This window comes from Roseomonas sp. USHLN139, from assembly GCF_037145735.1.
Taxonomy (GTDB): domain Bacteria; phylum Pseudomonadota; class Alphaproteobacteria; order Acetobacterales; family Acetobacteraceae; genus Pseudoroseomonas.
The window spans coordinates 148,010-167,143 of sequence record NZ_JBBCWY010000004.1 but is presented as its reverse complement, the minus strand read 5'-3'; the positions used below and the strand labels follow the sequence as shown (position 1 = coordinate 167,143).

At 74.3% G+C, this 19,134-nt stretch carries 14 protein-coding genes and 1 pseudogene; 2 read left to right on the top strand and 13 right to left on the bottom strand.

The genetic code is table 11. The annotated features are described in order from the left end of the window. The first annotated feature begins 140 nt into the window (after positions 1-140). On the top strand, positions 141-2,075 hold the full coding sequence (acs, locus tag WFI16_RS13570) for an acetate--CoA ligase (protein ID WP_419898346.1): 1,935 nt from the start codon (positions 141-143) through the stop codon (positions 2,073-2,075). A gap of 37 nt (positions 2,076-2,112) precedes the next feature. Here the strand turns inward: acs and WFI16_RS13565 are convergent, their stop codons facing one another. After that, positions 2,113-3,753, bottom strand: a complete 1,641-nt coding sequence (locus tag WFI16_RS13565; RefSeq protein ID WP_419898345.1) for a histidine kinase famiy protein — start codon at positions 3,751-3,753, stop codon at positions 2,113-2,115. A 139-nt stretch (positions 3,754-3,892) separates the two neighbouring features. On the opposite strand from WFI16_RS13565, the gene WFI16_RS13560 reads away from it, so the two are divergent. After that, complete coding sequence (locus tag WFI16_RS13560) at positions 3,893-4,807, top strand: aldose 1-epimerase family protein (protein WP_419898344.1); 915 nt, start codon at positions 3,893-3,895, stop codon at positions 4,805-4,807. Positions 4,808-4,827: 20 nt separating this feature from the next. Here the strand turns inward: WFI16_RS13560 and WFI16_RS13555 are convergent, their stop codons facing one another. The 12 genes and pseudogenes from WFI16_RS13555 to WFI16_RS13500 form a co-directional block, all read right to left on the bottom strand. Then, positions 4,828-5,988, bottom strand: coding sequence for a DegT/DnrJ/EryC1/StrS family aminotransferase (locus WFI16_RS13555; RefSeq protein ID WP_419898343.1), 1,161 nt, complete (start codon positions 5,986-5,988; stop codon positions 4,828-4,830). A 51-nt stretch (positions 5,989-6,039) separates the two neighbouring features. Beyond that, a complete protein-coding gene (locus WFI16_RS13550) occupies positions 6,040-7,515 on the bottom strand; it encodes a nucleotide sugar dehydrogenase (RefSeq protein ID WP_419898342.1) in 1,476 nt (491 codons plus the stop codon). Between the two features lie 3 nt (positions 7,516-7,518). Next, complete coding sequence (locus WFI16_RS13545; protein ID WP_419898341.1) at positions 7,519-9,438, bottom strand: polysaccharide biosynthesis protein; 1,920 nt, start codon at positions 9,436-9,438, stop codon at positions 7,519-7,521. An 89-nt stretch (positions 9,439-9,527) separates the two neighbouring features. Continuing rightward, complete coding sequence (locus WFI16_RS13540; RefSeq protein WP_419898602.1) at positions 9,528-10,712, bottom strand: glycosyltransferase; 1,185 nt, start codon at positions 10,710-10,712, stop codon at positions 9,528-9,530. Then, a complete protein-coding gene (wecB, locus tag WFI16_RS13535; RefSeq protein ID WP_419898340.1) occupies positions 10,712-11,992 on the bottom strand; it encodes a non-hydrolyzing UDP-N-acetylglucosamine 2-epimerase in 1,281 nt (426 codons plus the stop codon). The genes WFI16_RS13540 and wecB overlap by 1 nt, the downstream gene beginning before the upstream one ends. After that, the gene (locus WFI16_RS13530) at positions 11,989-12,180 is read right to left on the bottom strand and encodes a hypothetical protein (protein WP_419898339.1); all 192 of its coding nucleotides are present in this window, start codon (positions 12,178-12,180) and stop codon (positions 11,989-11,991) included. Before WFI16_RS13530 ends, wecB begins: the two co-directional genes overlap by 4 nt. A gap of 80 nt (positions 12,181-12,260) precedes the next feature. Then, a pseudogene (locus WFI16_RS13525) lies at positions 12,261-13,139 on the bottom strand (glycosyltransferase family 4 protein); the annotation flags it as partial. Positions 13,140-13,252: 113 nt separating this feature from the next. After that, positions 13,253-14,473: a DegT/DnrJ/EryC1/StrS family aminotransferase gene (locus tag WFI16_RS13520; RefSeq protein WP_419898338.1), complete on the bottom strand. Its 1,221-nt coding sequence runs from the start codon at positions 14,471-14,473 to the stop codon at positions 13,253-13,255. Positions 14,474-14,564: 91 nt separating this feature from the next. Then, positions 14,565-15,209, bottom strand: coding sequence for a sugar transferase (locus WFI16_RS13515; RefSeq protein WP_419898337.1), 645 nt, complete (start codon positions 15,207-15,209; stop codon positions 14,565-14,567). Beyond that, a complete protein-coding gene (locus tag WFI16_RS13510) occupies positions 15,202-16,491 on the bottom strand; it encodes an O-antigen ligase family protein (protein WP_419898336.1) in 1,290 nt (429 codons plus the stop codon). Before WFI16_RS13510 ends, WFI16_RS13515 begins: the two co-directional genes overlap by 8 nt. An 8-nt stretch (positions 16,492-16,499) precedes the next feature. Then, positions 16,500-17,333, bottom strand: coding sequence for a hypothetical protein (locus WFI16_RS13505; RefSeq protein WP_419898335.1), 834 nt, complete (start codon positions 17,331-17,333; stop codon positions 16,500-16,502). After that, a complete protein-coding gene (locus WFI16_RS13500) occupies positions 17,312-19,105 on the bottom strand; it encodes a heparinase II/III-family protein (RefSeq protein WP_419898334.1) in 1,794 nt (597 codons plus the stop codon). The genes WFI16_RS13505 and WFI16_RS13500 overlap by 22 nt, the downstream gene beginning before the upstream one ends. Positions 19,106-19,134: the final 29 nt, after the last annotated feature.

Sequence of the window (19,134 nt, the reverse complement as noted above, 5' to 3'; positions counted from 1 at the left end):
TTGAAGACAGTGGGGGCGCGGTCGGCGTTCCCCGGTCGCCTTGTCCCCCTTGACGCGGATGCGGCCGCCTTGTCCCAATGCGCGGTGAACAAAGCGGCGCCGCCCTGCCCGGGCCAGGGCGCCGAGCGGAGGGACCGACCATGGCCGATGATGCGCTGATCGCAGTGAAGCCCGAACTGGCGGCCGGGGCGAAGATCGACGCCGCGCGCCACCGCAGCATGACCGAGGCGGCGCGCCGCGACCCGGAGGGCTTCTGGCGCGAGGAGGCGAAGCGCATCGCCTGGATGACGCCGCCGACCCGGATCAAGAACACCAGCTTCACCGGCGACGTCTCGATCCGCTGGTTCGAGGATGGCGTGCTGAACGCCTCCGTCTCCTGCCTGGACCGCCACCTGGCGACGCGCGGCGAGCAGACCGCCATCATCTGGGAAGGCGACGATCCCAGCGTCGACGCCAAGGTCACCTATCGCGACCTGCATGAGCGCGTCTGCCGCCTGGCCAATGCGATGCGCCGGCTCGGCGTGCAGAAGGGCGACCGGGTCAGCCTCTATCTGCCGATGATCGTCGAGGCGGCGGTGGCCATGCTGGCCTGCGCCCGCATCGGCGCCGTGCATTCGGTGGTCTTCGGCGGCTTCAGCCCCGACAGCCTGGCCAGCCGCGTGCAGGATTGCGACAGCGTCCTGGTCATCACCGCCGATGAGGGCCGCCGCGGCGGCCGCACCGTGCCGCTGAAATCCAATGCCGACGAGGCGATGAAATCCTGCCCGACGGTGAAGAACGTCATCGTCGTCAGGAACACCGGCAATCCCGTGGCCATGCAGGAGGGCCGCGACCTCTGGTACCATGAGCTCTGCGCCGCCGCCGAGGCCGACTGCCCGCCCGAGCCGATGAGCGCCGAGGACCCGCTGTTCATCCTCTACACCAGCGGCTCGACCGGCAAGCCGAAGGGCGTGCTGCACACCACCGGCGGCTACATGGTCTGGGCCGGCTTCACCCATGAGCATGTCTTCGACTACCGCGAGGGCGAGATCTACTGGTGCACCGCCGATGTCGGCTGGGTCACCGGCCACACCTATATCGTCTATGGGCCGCTGGCGAACGGCGCGACCACGCTGATGTTCGAGGGCGTGCCGAACTGGCCCGGCATCGACCGCTGCTGGCAGGTGGTCGACAAGCACAAGGTCAACATCTTCTACACCGCCCCCACCGCGATCCGCTCGCTGATGCGGGAGGGCGAGGCGCCGGTGAAGAAGTGGTCGCGCCAGTCACTGCGCGTGCTCGGCAGCGTCGGCGAGCCGATCAATCCGGAAGCCTGGATGTGGTACTACCGCGTCGTCGGCGACGAGCGCTGCCCGGTGGTCGACACCTGGTGGCAGACCGAGACCGGCGGCATCCTGATCTCGCCGCTGCCCGGCGCGGTGGACCAGAAGCCCGGCTCGGCGACCCTGCCGCTGCCCGGCGTGCAGCCCGGCCTGGTCGACAATGACGGCCAGATCCTGGAAGGCGCGGCCGAGGGCAACCTGGTCATCCTCGACAGCTGGCCCGGCCAGATGCGCACCGTCTTCCGCGACCACGACCGCTTCATCCAGACCTATTTCTCGACGTTCCCGGGCAAGTACTTCTCCGGCGACGGGGCGCGGCGGGATGCGGATGGCTACTACTGGATCACCGGGCGGGTCGACGACGTGCTGAACGTCTCCGGCCACCGCATGGGCACCGCCGAGATCGAGAGCGCGCTGGTCGCCCACCCGAAGGTCGCCGAGGCCGCCGTCGTCGGCATGCCGCACGAGATCAAGGGCCAGGGCATCTATGCCTATGTCACGCTGAAGAGCGGCGAGGAGCCGTCCGACGCGCTGAAGAAGGAGTTGGTCACCTGGGTGCGCAAGGAGATCGGGCCGATCGCCTCGCCGGATGCCATCCAGTGGGCGCCGGGCCTGCCGAAGACCCGCTCGGGCAAGATCATGCGCCGCATCCTGCGCAAGATCGCCGCCAACGAGACCGACAGCCTCGGCGATATCTCGACCCTCGCCGATCCGACCGTCGTGCAGGAGCTGATCGGCAACAAGGTCGGCTGACGCGGAACCTCCGGGGGGCTTCCGGGCCCCCCGGCCGTCAGGGAAGGCCGACGGGGCCGTCCAGGACCAGCCGCAGCTGGCGGCTGAGCTCGAGGCGGCCATAGGGCTTGCCGATCATCGCGAATTCCAGCGGGCGGCCATCCTGGCCCCCGGCGGTGGCGGCCCCGGCATAGCCGGTGGTCAGCAGCACCTTCAGCCGCGGCCGCCGCCGCCGTGCCTCCCGCGCCAGCATCACCCCGTTCATCGGCCCCGGCATGACCAGGTCGGAGAACAGCAGGTCGATGCCCTGCGCCCCGTCCAGCACCGCCAGCGCCGCCTCCGCCTCGGCGGCCCGCAGCACGCGATAGCCCAGATCCTCCAGGATCTCCTGCGCCAGCTCCGCCACGTCGGCGCGGTCCTCGACCAGCAGGATGGTCTCTTGGCCCGGCATCCCGGCAGCCGGCAGGCTGCGCGGGGCGACCGGCCGCGCCGCCTCCGCCAGGGCCGGGAAGACCAGCTGCAGCACCGTGCCCTCCCCCTCGACCGAGCGCAGCCGCAGGCCGCCACCCGACTGCCGGACGAAGCCATGCACCATGGAGAGGCCGAGCCCGGTGCCCCTGCCCACCTCCTTGGTGGTGAAGAAGGGGTCGAGCACGCGCGCCAGCACCGCCGGCGCCATGCCGCAGCCATTGTCGGAGACCTCGAGCAGCACATGGGGCCCGGGCTTCAGCTCGGCGTCGAATCCGGCGGCCGTGGCGGCATCGAGCTGCAGATTGGCGGTGGCGATGCCGATCTCGGCGCCGCGGCCCGGCACCATGGCGTCGCGCGCATTGATCAGCAGGTTCAGCAGCGCCATCTCCGCCTGGGTCGGGTCCAGCCGGCAGGTCCAGAGCCCCGGCGCCGGCCGCAGCCGCAGCGCCACCGCCTCCCCCAGCGTCCGCCCGGCCAGCTCGCGCATCCCCTCGACCAGGCTGTTCAGGCTGAGCGGCCGGCCCTCCAGCGGCTGCCGGCGCGTGAAGGCCAGCAATTGCTGCGTCAGCTGCCCGGCGCGGTGGGCGGCGCCGCGCACAGGCTCCAGCGCGCGCCGCAGCCGCGCTGCGTCCGGTTCCGGCTTGTCCAGCCCGACCGCGATCAGCTCCAGATAGCCCTGCATCACCTGCAGCAGGTTGTTGAAGTCATGCGCGATGCCGCTGGTGAGCTGGCCCAGCGCTTCCATCTTCTGGCTCTGCCGCAGCGCCTCCTCGGCATCCCGCCGGCGGCTGACATCGAGCTGCGAGCCGAAGAAATAGGCCAGCTCCCCCTGCTCGTCATAGACCGGGGAGACGAACAGCGCGTTCCAGAAGCTCGAGCCGTTCTTGCGGTAGTTCAGCACCTCCAGGGCGATCTCGCGCTCCTCGGCGATGGCGCGACGCAGCGCGGCCAGGGTCGCCCGGTCGGTCTCGGCGCCCTGCAGGAAGCGGCAGTTCCGCCCCAGCACCTCCTCCGCCGCATAGCCGGTCATCCGCAGGAAGGCGTTGTTGGCATAGATGATCGGCTGGTCCGACGCCCGCGCATCGGTCACCACCATCGGCATCCGCGTCGTCTCCATCGCGGCGTGGAAGATCTCGCGGTAGCGCGGCGGCGCGGGAGGGTGGATCGTCTCCAGCGCCGGGAGGACCTGCTCCGGCGGGCGCGGCCGGGCGCATTCACTGTCTGGCATCGGCAGCTTTCCCCGGACCGGCACGTCTCACATGTCTCAGTTATTGATGAACGTCCCGTTACCGGCATTCTTGAGCGTGACAGTCCGGTCCCGGCAAGGAGAATTGGCAACCAATGTCGCCCCCATGGCCTCTCCCCGCATGACCGCCCCCCAGGCTGATCGCCACCGCATCACGGCCGGCCCGCTGGCCGCCACCATCCAGGCCGCCGGCGCCGAGCTCGTCAGCCTGCGCGACCGGGCCGGCGCCGAATATCTCTGGCAGGCCGGCCCCGCCTGGCGCCGCCATGCGCCGCTGCTCTTCCCGATCGTTGGCCGCCTGGCCAACGACACCCTGCGGCATGGCGGCAGGAGCTACCGCATGACCCAGCACGGCTTCGCCCGCGACCGCCGCTTCGCCTGGGTCGCGCGCGCGGCCGACCGCTGCCGCCTGCGCCTGGTCGACGATGCCGAGAGCCGCGCCCTCTACCCCTTCGCCTTCCAGCTGGAGGTCGAATACCGCATCGAGGGTGGCCGCCTCGCGGTGCGCAGCCAGATCGCCAATACCGGGAAGGCGCCGCTGCCCTGCAGCTTCGGCGCGCATCCCGCCTTCCGCTGGCCGCTGGTCGAGGGCGCGCCCAAGGACGCCCACCGGCTGACCTTCGCCCAGGCGGAAACCGGGCCCTCGCTGCGGCTGGAGGCTGGCCTGCTCGGCGACCCCGAGCCCAACCCGGTCAGCGGCCGCGAGCTCGCATTGAAAGAAGACCTGTTCGCGCGCGACGCCCTGATCCTGCCCGGCATCGCCAGCCGCGCGCTCCGCTACGCGGCGCCCGACGGCACCGCGCTGCTGATGGAATGGGAGGGCTATACCGACCTCGGCCTCTGGTCGAAGCCGGAAGGCGCCGGCTTCCTCTGCATCGAGCCCTGGTCAGGGATGAGCAGCCCCAGAGGCTGGGACGGCGAGTTCGCCGACAAGCCGGGGCTGCTGCACATCGCGCCCAACGCCAGACGCGACTTCACCTGGACGATAGAAATCAAGCATGGGGGCGCCGCCCCCATACCCCCGCCGGGGGGATAGGATCCCCCCGGACCCCGCCGTCAGAGGCCGGCGATCAGCGCGTCGCAGACGCGATCCAGCTGCGCCTCGTCCAGATAGGGGTGCATCGGCAAGGCAAGAATGCGCTGGCTGACCTGCTCGCTGACCGGCAGCGGCGGGCCCTGGCGCAGGCCGTCCCGATGCGCGGCCGCATAGGCCGGCTGGTGGTGCAGCGGCTTCGGATAGTAGATCGCGCTGGGCACGCCCTGCGCCTGCATCGCCGCCTGCACCTTCGAACGGGTCGCGGCATCCGGCAGCAGCACCGAATACAGGCCCCAGGCCGACTGCGCGCCCTCCATCTCGGTCGGCACCACGACATGGCCGGCCAGGCGGCGGTTGTAATGCGCGGCGACCCGGGCGCGGTCCTTCAGCTCCTGCTCCAGCAGCGGCAGCTTGCACAGCAGGATCGCGGCCTGGATGCTGTCGAGCCGGCCGTTCATGCCGGTGCGCTCGACCTCGTAGCGGGTCTTGCCCTCGCCATGCGTGCGCAGCATCCGGTACAGCTCGGCCCGCGCCGGGTCGTTGGTCAGGATGGCGCCGCCATCGCCGTAGCAGCCCAGCGTCTTGGTCGGATAGAAGCTCAGCGCCGTCGCATCGGCCCAGTTGCCCAGTCGCTTGCCATGCAGCGCGCCGCCGAAGGCCTGCGCCGCGTCGTCGAGGGCGAACATGCCCTCGCGCCGGCAGATCTCCTGCAGCCTCGGCCAGTCGGCCGGGCGGCCGAACAGGTCGACGCCGACCACCGCGCGCGGGCGCAGCCGGCCCTCGGCCTTCACCAGGGCGATGCGGTTCTCGAGATCGGCCAGGTCGATGTTGAAGCCGTCCTCCTCGACATCGACGAAGACCGGGGTGGCGCCGAGCACCAGCGGCACCTCGGCCGTCGCGGTATAGGTGAAGGCCGGCAGGAACACCGCGTCGCCGGCACCGATGCCCTCGGCCATCATGGCGATCTGCAGCGCGTCGGTGCCGGAGGAGACGCCGACCGCATGCGCGACGCCGGCGAACTCGGCCAGCTTCTGCTCCACCTCGCGCACGTCGGGGCCGTTGATGAAGGCGCCGCTGTCCAGGATGGCGGCGATGCGGCGGTCGATCTCCGGACGGATCAGGGCCTGCTGCGCCTTCATGTCGAACAGGCCAATCGGGCGCGTGGTGGTCTCGGCGGTCATCAGGATCAGCTCCGTGCGTCGGGCCGGCCCGGCCGGCCCGCGGACCGGCGCTCAGGCCTGGATGACGGCGTGATAGGCCCGTTCACCCTGCAGAGGGAAATCACCGCGCGTTTCAAAGGGCAACGTGGGGGGCAAGGTGGGGGTGACGGCCGCGTCCCGGTACACGCCCCGCGTGTCGACGATCAGCCGCGCATGCCGGCGCAGGGCCGCGAAATCGATGCCCGGCTGCGGCGTGACGATGAGCACGGCATCCTGCGCCGCCAGCAGCGCCGGCGTCAGCGCGACGCTGGCCAGCCCCGGCGCCCGCCCCAGCCGCCGCGTCGCCGGGAACTGCGCCACCAGCGGGTCATGGTAGGAAATCTCCGCGCCCCGCTCCTCCAGCAGGGAGAAAATTTCCAGGGCGGGGCTTTCGCGGGTGTCCGGCACGCCGGGCTTGTAGGCCAGGCCGATCAGCAGGATGCGCGAGCCCCGCAGCGCCTTCCCCCGCGCATCCAGCGCGTCGCGCAGCCGCCCGACCACATAGGCCGGCATGGCGTCGTTCACCCGGCCCGCGAGCTCGACGAAATCGCTGGGCACGCCGAGCTCGCGCGCCTTCCAGGCCAGGTAATAGGGATCGACCGGGATGCAGTGGCCGCCGAGGCCGGGGCCCGGGCGGAAGGGCATGAAGCCGAAGGGCTTGGTGGCGGCGGCGTCGATCACCTCCTGCACGTCGAGGCCGAGGGCGTGGCTGATCCGCTTCAGCTCGTTGACCAGGCCGATATTCACCGCCCGGAAGACGTTTTCATACAGCTTGGCCAGCTCCGCCGCGCGCAGCGAGGACAGCGGCACCACCCCGCCCGCGACCGGGCCATACAGCGCCATGCCGACTTCCAGGCATGCCGGCGTCGCGCCCGCCAGCAGCTTGGGGATGCGGCCGACGGTGCCCTCCGGGTTGCCGGGGTCCTCGCGCTCCGGGCTGTAGAGCAGGAAAGCGTCGCGCCCCGGCTGCAGCCCGGCCGCCAGCAGGGCCGGCAGCAGAAAATCCTCGGTGGTGCCGGGATAGGTGGTGCTTTCCAGGGCCACCACCTGGCCGCGCCGCAGATGCGGGGCCAGCGCCGCCACCGTCTCCTGCACCGGGCCCAGATCGGGCTCCTTGTGCGGCCCGATCGGGGTGGGGACGCAGATCACCAGCACGTCGCATGCGGCGGCGCCGGCGGACAGGTGCTGGTGCGGGGTGATCTTCGCGCCCGCCACCCGGGCATGGTCGATGCCGTGGATCGGGCTCAGCCCGGCCTCGACCGCGGCGATCTTCTGCGGGTCGATGTCGAAGCCGGTGACGGGAAAGCCGGCCTCGGCGAAGCGCAGCGCCAGCGGCAGGCCGGCATAGCCCAGGCCGATCACCCCGATCCGCGCCTCGCGCCGGGCGAGCCGCGCCAGCATCCAGGCCCTGACATCCACGGCAATCCCCGGCGCCTCCAGCGCCTCGGGAAAGCCGGCGGCGGCGATCCAGGGAAGGCTTTCCCCGGTGCCGGTCAGGGCCTGTGGCATGCGCTATCCCCCTGGGTTGTGGTCGAATTCCGGCACCAGCCGGGCGAGCTGCGCCAGCGCCGGGGCGGCGGCCCCGGCCCGGGCCTCGGCGGCGATGGCGTCGATCGCCTGGCCGACCTGGTCGGCATCGGTGGTCCGCGGCGTCGCCACCAGCAGCCCCGCGAACTGCGTCGGCCGCGGCGGCTCCTGCCCGTGGAACAGTTCCTCGAACAGCTTCTCGCCGGGGCGCAGACCGGTGAAGCGGATCTCGATATCCTCGTCCGGCCGCAGCCCCGCCAGGCGGATCATGCGGCGGGCCATGTCGACGATCTTCACCGGCTTGCCCATGTCGAGCACGAAGATGCCGCCATCGGCCAGCTCCGGCGGCTGGTCCTGCCGGTCCTCGGCGCCGATCACGCTGGCCTGCAGGACGAGCCCCACCGCCTCGCGCACCGTCATGAAGTAGCGGCGCATGTCGGGATGGGTCACGGTCAGCGGCCCGCCGCGCTCCAGCTGGCGGCGGAACAGCGGCACCACCGAGCCGGTCGAGCCCAGGACGTTGCCGAAGCGCACGGTGACGCAGCGCATGCCCCCCCCCTGGCCGCCGTCAGCACCATGCCGCGCCTGCTTGTCCAAGGCCTGGCAGTACATCTCGGCCAGCCGCTTCGACGCGCCCATCACGCTGGTCGGGTTCACCGCCTTGTCGGTGCTGATGAAGACCATGGCGCGGCAGCCGACGGCGCGGGCGGCGTCCGCAATGATGCGGGTGCCCAGCGCATTGGTCTGCAGCCCTTCCAGCGGGTCGTTCTCGACCATCGGCACATGCTTCAGCGCGGCGGCGTGGAAGACCAGCTCGGGCCGGACCTCCTGCATCAGCCGGGCGATGCGGGCGGCATCGCGCACATCGGCCAGCACGGCGCGGCGCGGCACGCCGGGATGCGTCTCCGCCAGCTCCAGGTCGATGCCGTAGAGCGCGAATTCGCCATGGTCGAGCAGCGTCAGATGGGACGGGCCCAGCGCCGCCACCTGGCGGGCCAGCTCGCCGCCGATGGTGCCGCCGGCGCCGGTCACCAGCACGCGGCGGCCCTGCACCAGGCGGGCCATGCCCTCGCGGTCCAGCGGCACCTGCGGGCGGTCCAGCAGCTCCTCGATGGCGACCGGGCGCAGGTCGAAGCGGCGCGTCGCCTGGCTGCGCGGCGCCGGGTCCAGCGCGGTCAGCCGCGGCGCGCGCTTGACCAGCACCCCGTGCCGCTCGGCGATGTCGAGCATTTCTTCCAGTTCCGGACCCTGCAGGTCCGGGTCCGCGAGGACGAGCGCGGCCGGCAGCCGGCGCTCCTCGCGCAGCCGGTCGAGCACCTCGCCGGCCTCCTCGAAGCCGCCCAGGATCGGATAGCCATGGATGCGGCGGCCGGCGGCGCGCGGCCGGCGGGCCAGGATGCCGGTGACGCGGTAGCCCGGCGCCCGCTGCTGCAGCAGCGCGCGGATGAACAGGTCGGCGGCATCGCCGGTGCCGACCAGCAGCACCGGCTGGGCCGGCGCCTCGCTGGCCGAGCCGACCCGGTGCGCCTGTTTCAGCCGGCCGATGATGCGCGGCGCCAGCAGGGCGGCGGCCAGCGTCCCGGCATGGATCAGCGGGAAGGCGGCATTGGGCGGCATCCAGGCGCCGAAGACCAGCAGGCCGAGGCCGAACAGCAGCGCGGCCCCGATGCCGGCGCCCAGCACCCCCATCAGGTCGCGCAGCGCGGCGAAGCGCCAGTATTGCTGCGGCAGCCGCACCGGCAGCCCGGCCAGCAGCAGGGCGGCGACCGCCCCGGGCAGGGCGGCGGCCCACCAGAGCGGCGGCGGCCAGGCGCCGGGGGCGGCCAGCCAGACGGCGAGCGGCAGGGCCAGGGCGGCGAGCAGCGCGTCCAGGCCGATGTTCAACAGGATGCGGGTGAGGGCCATGAAGGCCGCGTATAGGCGCGCAGCAGGCGAGGGTGAAGCTTTGCCGCCATGCGGCGCCATCAAGCCCCTGCCATGCAGCGCGCGCCCGCTCACCGGATCGGCGCCAGCTCGCGGTAGAGATCGACCAGCCGCGCCGCCTCGGCGGCCCAGCCGAAGCGGCCCTGCGCCGCCTCCCGCCCGCGAGTCGCCATCAGGCTGCGCCGCGCCGGCGAGGCCAGCTCGGCCACCGCGCCGGCGATGGCGGCCGGGTCGGCGCTGTCGACCAGCAGCCCGTTGCCGGCGCCGTTGACGATGCCGGCGACCTCGGCGGCGAAGGCGGGGGCGATCACCGGCAGCCCGGCCAGCATGCAGTCGAACAGCTTGTGCGGCAGCGCCAGGCGGTGGTTCTCGATCCCCGGCTGGAACAGCACCAGCCCGATATCGGCGGTCGCCGCCTCGTCCAGCGCCAGCGCATGCGGCAGCCAGCCACGGATTTCTATCCGATCGCCCAGGCCGAGCTTTTCCACCTCGGCGCGGAAGGCGGCTTCCGACCCGTCGGTGAAGCGGCCGACCAGCTTCAGCCGCGTCCCCGGCGGGCAGAGGGCGAGGGCCTGCAGCATGGTGAAGGCGCCGCGCTCCCGCCCCAGCGCGCCCAGATGCAGCAGGGTCAGCGGCCCTTCCGCGTGCCGGCGCGGCGCCACGGCGAGGCCGGCGGCATAGTTGCGCACGGGCACGCAGCGCGGCGCGCCGGCATAGTCGGCGGCCAGCCCGTCCTTGGCCAGCACCACCGCATCGGCGCGCCGGGCCATGGCGCGGCAGGCCAGCCGCAGGGCGAGGCGGGCCAGCGGCCGCAGCGGCGCCGGCAGCCGGCCGTCGAGCCGCGACGGGTAATGCTCGTGCACGTCCAGCACCACCCGCGCCCGGCCGCCACGCGCCGCCCAGAGCGCCGCCAGCCAGGCATCCGGCTCGTTGGCGTGCAGCACGGCGGCGCCGGTCTCCCGCGCCCGCCGCGCCAGGGCGCCGATGCCGAGCAGCCGGCCGCGCCAGCCGGCGGCGCGGCGATAGGGGCGGATGGTGACGCCGGCATGCTGCTCGGGCGCGGCGCTGCCGGGGCAGAGATGCAGGACGCGCCAGCCGGCGGCGGCGAGTGCTGCGCCCTCCTTGCCGACCACCCGCAGGTCGGTCGGCGGATGCGCGGCCGAGAGCAGGCAGACCAGCGGCGGCGGCGCCAGCATCGCCGGCTGCCGCGGCCGCGGCGGGAAGGCGATCGGGTCCGCGGGCGGCCGGGCGGGCATCACGCCGCGCTCCGCTGGCGCCGGGCTTTGCGGCTGGCCGCGCCATCGAGCGCGGCCCCGGACAAAAACTCGGCCAGGTGGGCGACCATGCGCGGCCCGGCGCGGCCGTCCCAGAGCGGGATCGGCCGCGACGGCGGCCAGGCGCCGGCCAGGATTTCCTCCACCGCCCCGGTCAGCGAATCCGGCAGGCTGGCGGGCGGGATCAGCCGGTTGCTGCCGCAGTCCAGCGTCACCGGCCGCTCGGTCGAGGGGCGCAGCGTCAGGCAGGGCAGGTCGAGCAGGCTGGCCTCCTCCTGCACCCCGCCGCTGTCGGTGGCGACCAGCCGGGCGCGGCTCATCAGCCCGAGGAAATCGAGATAGCCCAGCGGCGGCAGCAGCCGGATGCCGGGCGGCACGCGCAGCCCGGCCGCCTGCAGCCGCGCCGCGGTGCGCGGATGCAGCGGCCAGACCAGCGGGATCCGCGCGGCGGCGCGCTGCAGCGCCGCCAGGATCGGGGCGAGGGCCGCCGGATCGTCGACATTGGCGGCGCGGTGCAGGGTGACGATGCCATAGGCGCGCGGCAGCAGCCCCTCCGGCAGCGGCCGGGCGCGGGCGGCGGGCAGCCGGTCGAGCAGCGTGTCGATCATGGCGTTGCCGACGGCGCGCACCGCGCGGGCGGGGTGGCCCTGGCGCAGCAGCCGGTCGGCCGTCGCCTGGTCCGGCGCCCAGAGCAGGTCGCTGATGGCGTCCACCGCGCGGCGGTTGATCTCCTCCGGCATGTCGCGGTCGCCGCAGCGCAGCCCGGCCTCCAGATGCGCGACGGGGATGCCCAGCTTGCGGGCGGCCAGCGCCGCGGCCAGCGTCGCATCGACGTCGCCCGCCACCACCACCAGGCCAGGGCGGCGCCGGGTCCAGGTCTCGGCGCAGGCCAGGAGGGTGCGGGCGGTGGTGCCGGCATGGCCGTCGCCGCCGGCGACGCCCAGCGCGATCTGCGGCGCCGGCAGGTTCAGCTCGGCCAGGTGCCGGCCGAACATGGCGTGGTCGGCATGCTGGCCGGTGTGCAGCAGCACCGGGCGGCAGAAGGCCGGGCGGCCGCTGGCCTGGTGCGCCGCCAGGGCGTGCCAGAGGGCCGCCAGCTTTGGCAGGTTGGGCCGGGTGGCGGCGACCAGGTGCAGCTCGGGCAGCGGATGCGGGCCGCGGCCGGGGCGCTCCTCCTCCCGCCGCAGCAGGCCGGGCGGCGGCGCCAGCGGCGGCAGGCCGGGAAGCGGCCGTTCGGAACGGTAGCCGTCGGGCGGGGTCATGCCGGCACCAGGGCGGTTGCGGGGGCGGGGCGCGCGGCGGCCAGCCGCACGATCTCGGTGAAGCGGGCCGCCTGCAGCCGGCGGTCCCAGCAGCGCACCGCCTGGTCGCGGGCGGCGCGGCCCATGGCGGCGCGCTGCGTCGGATGGCTGGCCAGCCAGGCCAGCGCGTCGGCCAGAGCCCCGGCCACCGCCGCGGCATCGCCCGGGGGGGGACGATGCCGCAGGGGCCCTCGGCGAGCAGTCGTCCTGCCCGGCCGTGGAGGGTCGAGACCACCGGCAGCCCGGCTGCCAGGTAGTCCATCAGCTTGTTCGGCGCGGTCCATTCGGCGAATTCCGGCACCGCGGCCAGGCACTGCACGCCGATCTGGCAGCCGGCCAGCAGGGCGGCGAGCTGCCGCTTCGGCATCGGGTCGAGGAAGCTGACATTGGCCAGCCCCCTCTCGCCGGCGCGCGCCACCAGGCGCGGCTTCTCGGCGCCGTCGCCGACCAGCAGCAGGCGCAGCCGGTGCTCGCCGCGGGCCTGCAGCAGGGCGGCCGCGTCGAGCAGCTGGTCGAGGCCATTGGCCCGGCCATGCGCCCCGGCATAGACCGCCAGCGCCTCCCAGGGCGCCGCCCCGGCCGGGCGCCAGGGCGTGACATGCGGGCCGAACAGCTCGAGGTCGCAGCCATTGGGGACGACATGCACGCGGCCCGGCTCGGCGCCACGGGCCAGCGCGGTCTGCGCCATCCCCTCGGACAGCGCGACGACGGCGCTGGCCTGGCGGCAGGCGGCATCGGCCAGCCGGCCCATCGCCGCCAGCACCGGGCGCGGCAGCCCGCCGAGTGCCGCCGGCAACTCCGGCCAGGGGTCGCGGATCTCGAAGAGGAAGGGCGTGCCGCGCAGCCGCTGCGCCAGCAGCGCCGGGATGGCGACCGTCAGCGGGGTGGAGCTGGCGATCACCAGGTCCCAGTGCTGCGCCAGCACCAGCCGGGAGGCCTGCGCGGCATAGCGGGCGAAGGCCGCCGTCCGCGCCGCCAGGCCCATGGCGTTGTCATAGGGGATGTCGAGCTCGACCAGCCGGATGCCGCGCAGCAGGCCCTCGCGCCGGCCGCGGCTGTAGCCGCCGATCAGCCCGGTCACCGCGCCGGCATAGCGGCCGCAAAGCATGGTGACGTGATGCCCCTGGCGCTGCAGCGCGCTGGCCATGGCGTGGCTGCGGGTGGCCGTCGCGCCCTGGGGGCCGGAATAATGCTGGTGCAGGTAGAGGATGCGCATGGACCTTACCCCCTGGCGGCGGCGCGGATGATCTCGATGACGCGGTCCTGGTCGGCGCCGCTCATGGCGCCGCTCGGCAGGCAGAGGCCGCGCTCGAACAGGCGCGCCGCCTGGCCGGGGCCGTGGCAGCGGGCGCCGCGGAAGGCCGGCTGCATGTGCAGCGGCTTCCAGACCGGGCGGCTCTCGATATTCGCCGCCTCCAGCGCGCGCCGCAGTTCCTCGGGCGTCGCGCCGAAGCGGGCGGGGTCGAGCTGCAGCACGCTCAGCCAGCGCGTCGCCTGGGCCCAGCCGGGCTCGGGCATCAGCGTCAGCCCGGGCAGGTCGGACAGCGCCTCGGCATAGCGGGCGAAGACCAGGCGGCGGGCGGCGACGCGGGCGCGCAGCGCGCCGATCTGCGCCAGCCCGACCGAGGCCAGCACCGAGGACAGGCCATAGGAATAGCCGGTGGTCTCGTGCTGGTAGTGCGGCGCCGCCTCCTTGGCCTGGGTCGCCAGGTGCCGGGCGCGGGCGATCAGCGCCGGGTCGTCCGAGCACAGCGCGCCGCCGCCGCCGGCGGTGATGATCTTGTTGCCGTTGAAGGAGAAGGCGGCCAGGGCGGCGCCCTTGCCGACCGGCCGGCCGCGGTAATGCGCGCCCAGCGCCTCGGCGCTGTCGCAGAGCACCGGCACGCCCCAGCGGCCGCAGATCGCCAGGATGGCGTCGAGATCGGCCGGCTGGCCGTAGAGATCCACCGGCACCACCGCCCGCGGCAGTTTTCCGCGCCGCGCGGCCAGCCGGAGTTGGGTTTCGAGGACCTCGGGGTCCAGCGTCCAGCTTTCCGGCGCGACGTCGAGGAAGCGCGGCTTCGCCCCCATCTGCACCGCGGGGGCGATGGTGGCGACGAAGGTCAGGCTCTGGGTCCAGACCTCGTCGCCGCGCTCGACGCCGAGCACCCGGTAGGCCAGGTGCAGCGCCGCGGTGCCGGAGGCGACGGCGGCGGCATGGGCGAAGCCGGTGGCGGCGCCGAGGGCGGCCTCGAAGGCCGCGGGCACCGGGCCGGCCGGGGCGATCCAGCCAGCGGTCAGCGTGCGGCTCAGCGCCGCCAGCTCGCCGCCCACCAGGCTCGGCGGCGAGAGATGCAGCCGGGGGTGGAGCGAAGGCGCGGCCCGTGCCCGCTCCGGGAAGCGCAGGATCCCGCCTGCCGCCACCCCTGCCATGCTGCCCGCCCCGTTCTGGATCGCTGCCATGGTCGATGCTCGCTCTTGCTCGCAGACCACTCACGTTTTTGTGAGCGCACCCGCAGGCAAGCAGCCTCGGGATGAGTTTGCAAGCAGCAAATCAACCGGAAGTGTTTAAATCTTCCTCAATCCGTTCAGCCACTTGTGCGGGAGCGGCGTCGAAGCGCGGCATGGTGGCGTGGCCCGGCGCGCGCACTCCCTGGCCGATCAACAGGATATGAATTGTTCCTAAAGCGGCATGAAAATCGCCGGCGAGGCAGACGTGCTCGGCATAGGTTGCATCGCATTCAAGCCGCTCGCGCCAGGGCAGGGCATTGCGCCCGGCGGCCTGCGCGGCGCCGGCCAGGCCCGGCCGCACCGCCAGGCGGGAGCGCTGCCGGCGGTCGAAATGCGGCAGATAGGCCAGCGGCAGCGGCCGCGGTCCGATCAGGCTCATCTCGCCGCGCAGCACCTGCGCCAGCTGCGGCAGCTCGTCCAGCGCCGTCGCCCGCAGCACCCGGCCGAAGCGGCCGAGCCGCGCCGCGTCATCGCCGCCCCCCTCGGCCATCGAGCGGAATTTCAGCAGCAGGAACGGCGCCCCGTAGCGCCCCGCCCGGACCTGGCGGAACAGCACCGGCCGGCCCAGGGCGAGCCGGACCGCCAGCGCCACCGCCAGCAGCAGGGGCGACAGCAGCAGCAGCAGGGCGGCCGCCACGAGGAGATCCAGCGGGCGCTTCAGCCAGCGCGCATAGCGGGTCTCAGCCATCCGGCGCTCCGGGCCGCCGCCGGCCGCGGTCACGCCGCGCGACGATGCCGAGCGACAGCGCCAGGCCGAGGGCGAACCAGACCATCCGGTTGCCCAGATCGGTCGAGACCAGCGCCGCCAGCGCCACCGGCAGCACCAGGGCAGCGATCCGCGCCACCCGCGCCGGGGCGGCGTGGCGGGCGCGCAGCAGCAGCAGCAGCGCGCCGCCGCCGAAGCTGGCCAGCCAGAGCAGCAGCCCCGGCAGCCCGGCCTCGGCCAGCGCCTCCAGCGCGTGGTTGTGCGGGTAGAGGCCGCGCCGCTCGCCATGCCCGGCGGCGATGGTGAAGCCGCCGGTGCCGAGGCCCCAGGGCAGCGTCTCCCCGGCCCAGTCCAGCGCCGCGCGCCACAGCGCCGGCCGCGCCGAGGCCTCGAGGCCGGATGCGGTGAAGCGTTCCAGGGTGCGCAGCCCCTCGGTCTCGGCCAGCCGCAGCAGCAGCAGCAGCAGCGCCGCCAGGGCGGCCAGCGCCGAGAGCGCCAGCCAGCCCAGCGCCGCACGCGGCCGCCCGGCCGACCAGCAGCGCAGCGCGGGGACCAGCAGCACCGCGGCGACCAGCGCGATCAGCCCGAGCCGCCCGCCCGGCAGCAGGGCGGCGACCGCCAGGGCGAGGACATAGCCGGCCCAGAACAGCCGCGCCCGCAGCGGCCGCGACTCGATCAGCCGCACCGCGCCCAGCCCGGCGGCGCAGGCGATCGCCTGGCCGGCCAGCTGGTACTGCACGCGCAGCAGGTCGGGCTGCGCCATGCCCTCCGACGGGCCGCCCAGCACCACCTGGCCCTGCGCCAGGCCCCAGGCGATGCTGGCGGCGACCAGCGGGCCGATCGCCAGGGTGGCGGCGGCGAAGGCGCGGCGGGCGGCGGCATCGGCGCCGATGGCGAGGCCGGCCAGCAGCATCGGCGGCCCCAGCAGCAGCACATCGGCCAGCTTCTGCGGCAGCACCGTATGGCTGGCGCTCCACGCCCCGGCCAGCACCAGCCAGAGCCAGAGCAGGGAACTGGCGGCGAGCGGCGGGCCGACCAGCGGGTGCAGCCGCCAGCGCCGGGTCAGCAGCAGCAGCGCCAGCAGCGGCAGGGTGGCCATCCCGGCCAGCAGCGTCAGGTCGAGCGGCAGCCGGGCGCCGGCCGGCGTCGATTTCAGCGCGCCGGCGAAATGCAGCGCCGCGGCGCTGGCGCCGGCCAGCGAGGCCAGGCTGGCGGTGTCCAGCCGCCAGCGGGCCAGGCCGGGCCGGATCGCCAGGATCGTCACGGCCCCCATCATGGCCCGGGCCCGCGCAGCAGCACCCAGCAGGCGGCCATGAACAGGCAGGCCATCGGCGCGGCGAGGCCGAGCAGCAGCAGCAGCAGCGGCCGGTTCGGCACCGAGGGCCGCAGCTCGACGCTGGGGCCGGAGACCAGGCGCGAGGCCAGGGTCGATTCGGCCGCCACCACCAGGGCGGCACGCTGGTGCTGCGCCAGCAGCTCGAACAGCGGGGTGCGCAGGTAGAGGTCGCGCTCGGTCGCCAGCCGGCCCTCGAGGGCGATGATGCGGCGGCGGGTCAGCAGCGCCAGATCCTCGCGCACCCGCGCCTCGGCGAAGCGGTGCAGCCGCTCGAGGATCTCCAGCGCGGTGTCGCGCGAGGGATGCGCGATCTCCAGCGTCCAGGTCACCGAGGCCAGCGACTGGGTGACCGAGAGGTTGCGCTCCAGCCAGCGCTGCGCGTCGTCGCCATCCGGCGGCCGCTCCATCCCCAGCAGCGCGCGCAGCGGCGCCAGCGGGCTGTCGGCCCGCGCCACCGCCAGGGCGTCCAGGAGCGAGGTATCGCGCAGCAGCATGGCGGTGGCCTCCGGGCTGCGCAGCGCCGCCAGATAGACCGCGAAATTGCCGCCCGGCCGGGTGTCCAGCAGCGAGCCCGGCGCCAGGCTGCTGGCGGAGATCAGGCTGGAGGCGGCCATGCCGGTGGTCTCGGCCGGTGCCACCACCGCCTGGGCGACATAGGCGCGCGGCCAGGCCAGGATCAGCGTGGTGCCGGCGGCCATCAGCAGCAGGGCGGCCAGCGCCACCAGCTGCCGCAGCCGCCAGACGCCCCTCAGCAGCTGGTCGAGCGGCATGGCGCCTCCGGAGCCGCGGCGAGGGGCGGCAGCAGGATGCGGGTGAGCAGGCAGCGCAGGGGCGCCTCGGCCTCGGCGGCGAGCACCCGGCAGGGCCGCACCTGGCCATAGGCCGGGCTCTCCCAGCCGCGTTCCAGCCGCAGCGTCAGCGGCGCATCGGCGGTGATCCGCAGCCGCGCCGGCCCGGCCACGCCATCGGCCTGTAGCGCCCAGTCGCCGGGGCCGAGCCGCCAGCGCAGCACCGCGCGCGCGAACTCTCCCTCGACCAGGTCGGTGACCAGCCAGTGGCGGCCCTCGGCGCAGATCTGGCGGCGGTGGCGGCGGCCGAAGCGGTCGGTGACCATGGCGCCCTGCGGCAGCGCCGAGACCCGCGGCCAAGCACCGAACAGGAAGCGGCCGAGCCGCGGCATCGGCTCCTGCCCGTCGAACTGGATGGTGTTGTGCGCCGCCTGGGCCGGGAAATAGTCCAGCCACCAGCGCGCGCCGGGCGGCGGGTTGTAGGCGCCGGTGCCGGCATCGGTCAGCAGCGGCGTGTCGCCGTCCCAGAACTCGCAATGCAGCAGGTCGGCCTGGCCGGGGCGGAAGCGCAGCGGGCCAGTGCGCAGCAGGGCGCGGGCGCCGGCGACCGCCCAACCGCGGCTGCCGGTGGCGGTCCAGCTGGCCGCGCGCGGCAGCGGCGGCGCCGGGCCGAGGCCCAGCCAGGCGCAGCCCGGTTCGGCCTCGGTGAGCGAGAACCCGGCGAAGAGGCGAAGCGCCCGCTCGACGCTGCCGCGCGCATCGCCGGCGCCATGGGCGCCGAGATCGGCGAGGGCGGAGGAATCCTGGTGGCCGAGGCGGGGCAGGGCGCCGCCGGGGGCCATGACGCGCGCCAGCCAGACCGCCGCCGCCGCCGCCCGCGCCGGGATCGGCGCGGCCAGCGCCGGGCGCCCGAGATGGCGGCGGATCGCCTCCAGCGCGCCCAGCGTGTCGAGCAGCAGCCGGTGATAGCCGGTGGAGACCGGCGCGAAGCCGCCATCCGCGGCGACCAGCCGCGCCATCGCCGCGGACAGCGCCTGTTCAGCCCGCGCCGCCCCGGCCGCGTCCTGCAGCAACCAGGCGGCGGCGAGCAGGCCGGCCGGCTCGCTGATGGCGTGGTTGTTGTCCTGGGCGCGGGCATAGCTCGCGGTCGCGGCGATGCGCGCGGCATGGATCCGCAGGAAGGCGCGGGCGGCGGGCGAGGGCGGCCGCCCGGCCAGCACCAGGGCCAGGCCGAGATGCAGGATGCGGAGCGCCGCCTCCTGCCCGCAGGCCCAGTTCGGGCCGAAATAGGGCGGGTTCGCCGCCCACCAGGCCTGCCAGCTGCTCTCCAGGGCGGCCTGGTGGCCTTCCGCCGGCCAGAGGCGGGCGGCCTGCACCCGCAGCGGCAGCCAGGCCAGGCGATTCGCCTCCCAGACCGGGCGGATGTCGCCCGGGCCGAAGAGGTCGAGGCCGAGGGCCGGTGCCGCCGCGTCGAAACCGCCATGGCGGACCGGGCCAGGCAGGGCCGCCAGCGCCGCGCGCAGCCGCGCCTTGGCAGCCGCGTCAAGCGCCGGCGGGGCGCCGGAAAAGCCGTCCGGAAACAGGGGCGTGTCCGGCAGCGCGGCGGGCGAGGACAGCGCGCGCTGCGGCAGGCCGGCGGCGAGGCGCAGCCGGTGCCAGCCATAGCGGGCCAGCGGCAGGGGGCCGAGTCGGGCTCCGGTCCGCAGCCAGAGCCAGGCCCGCCCTGGTTGAAGATTGCGTGCTTGGATCGCCATTGAGGTTTTGATAAAGCAATAATCACGAT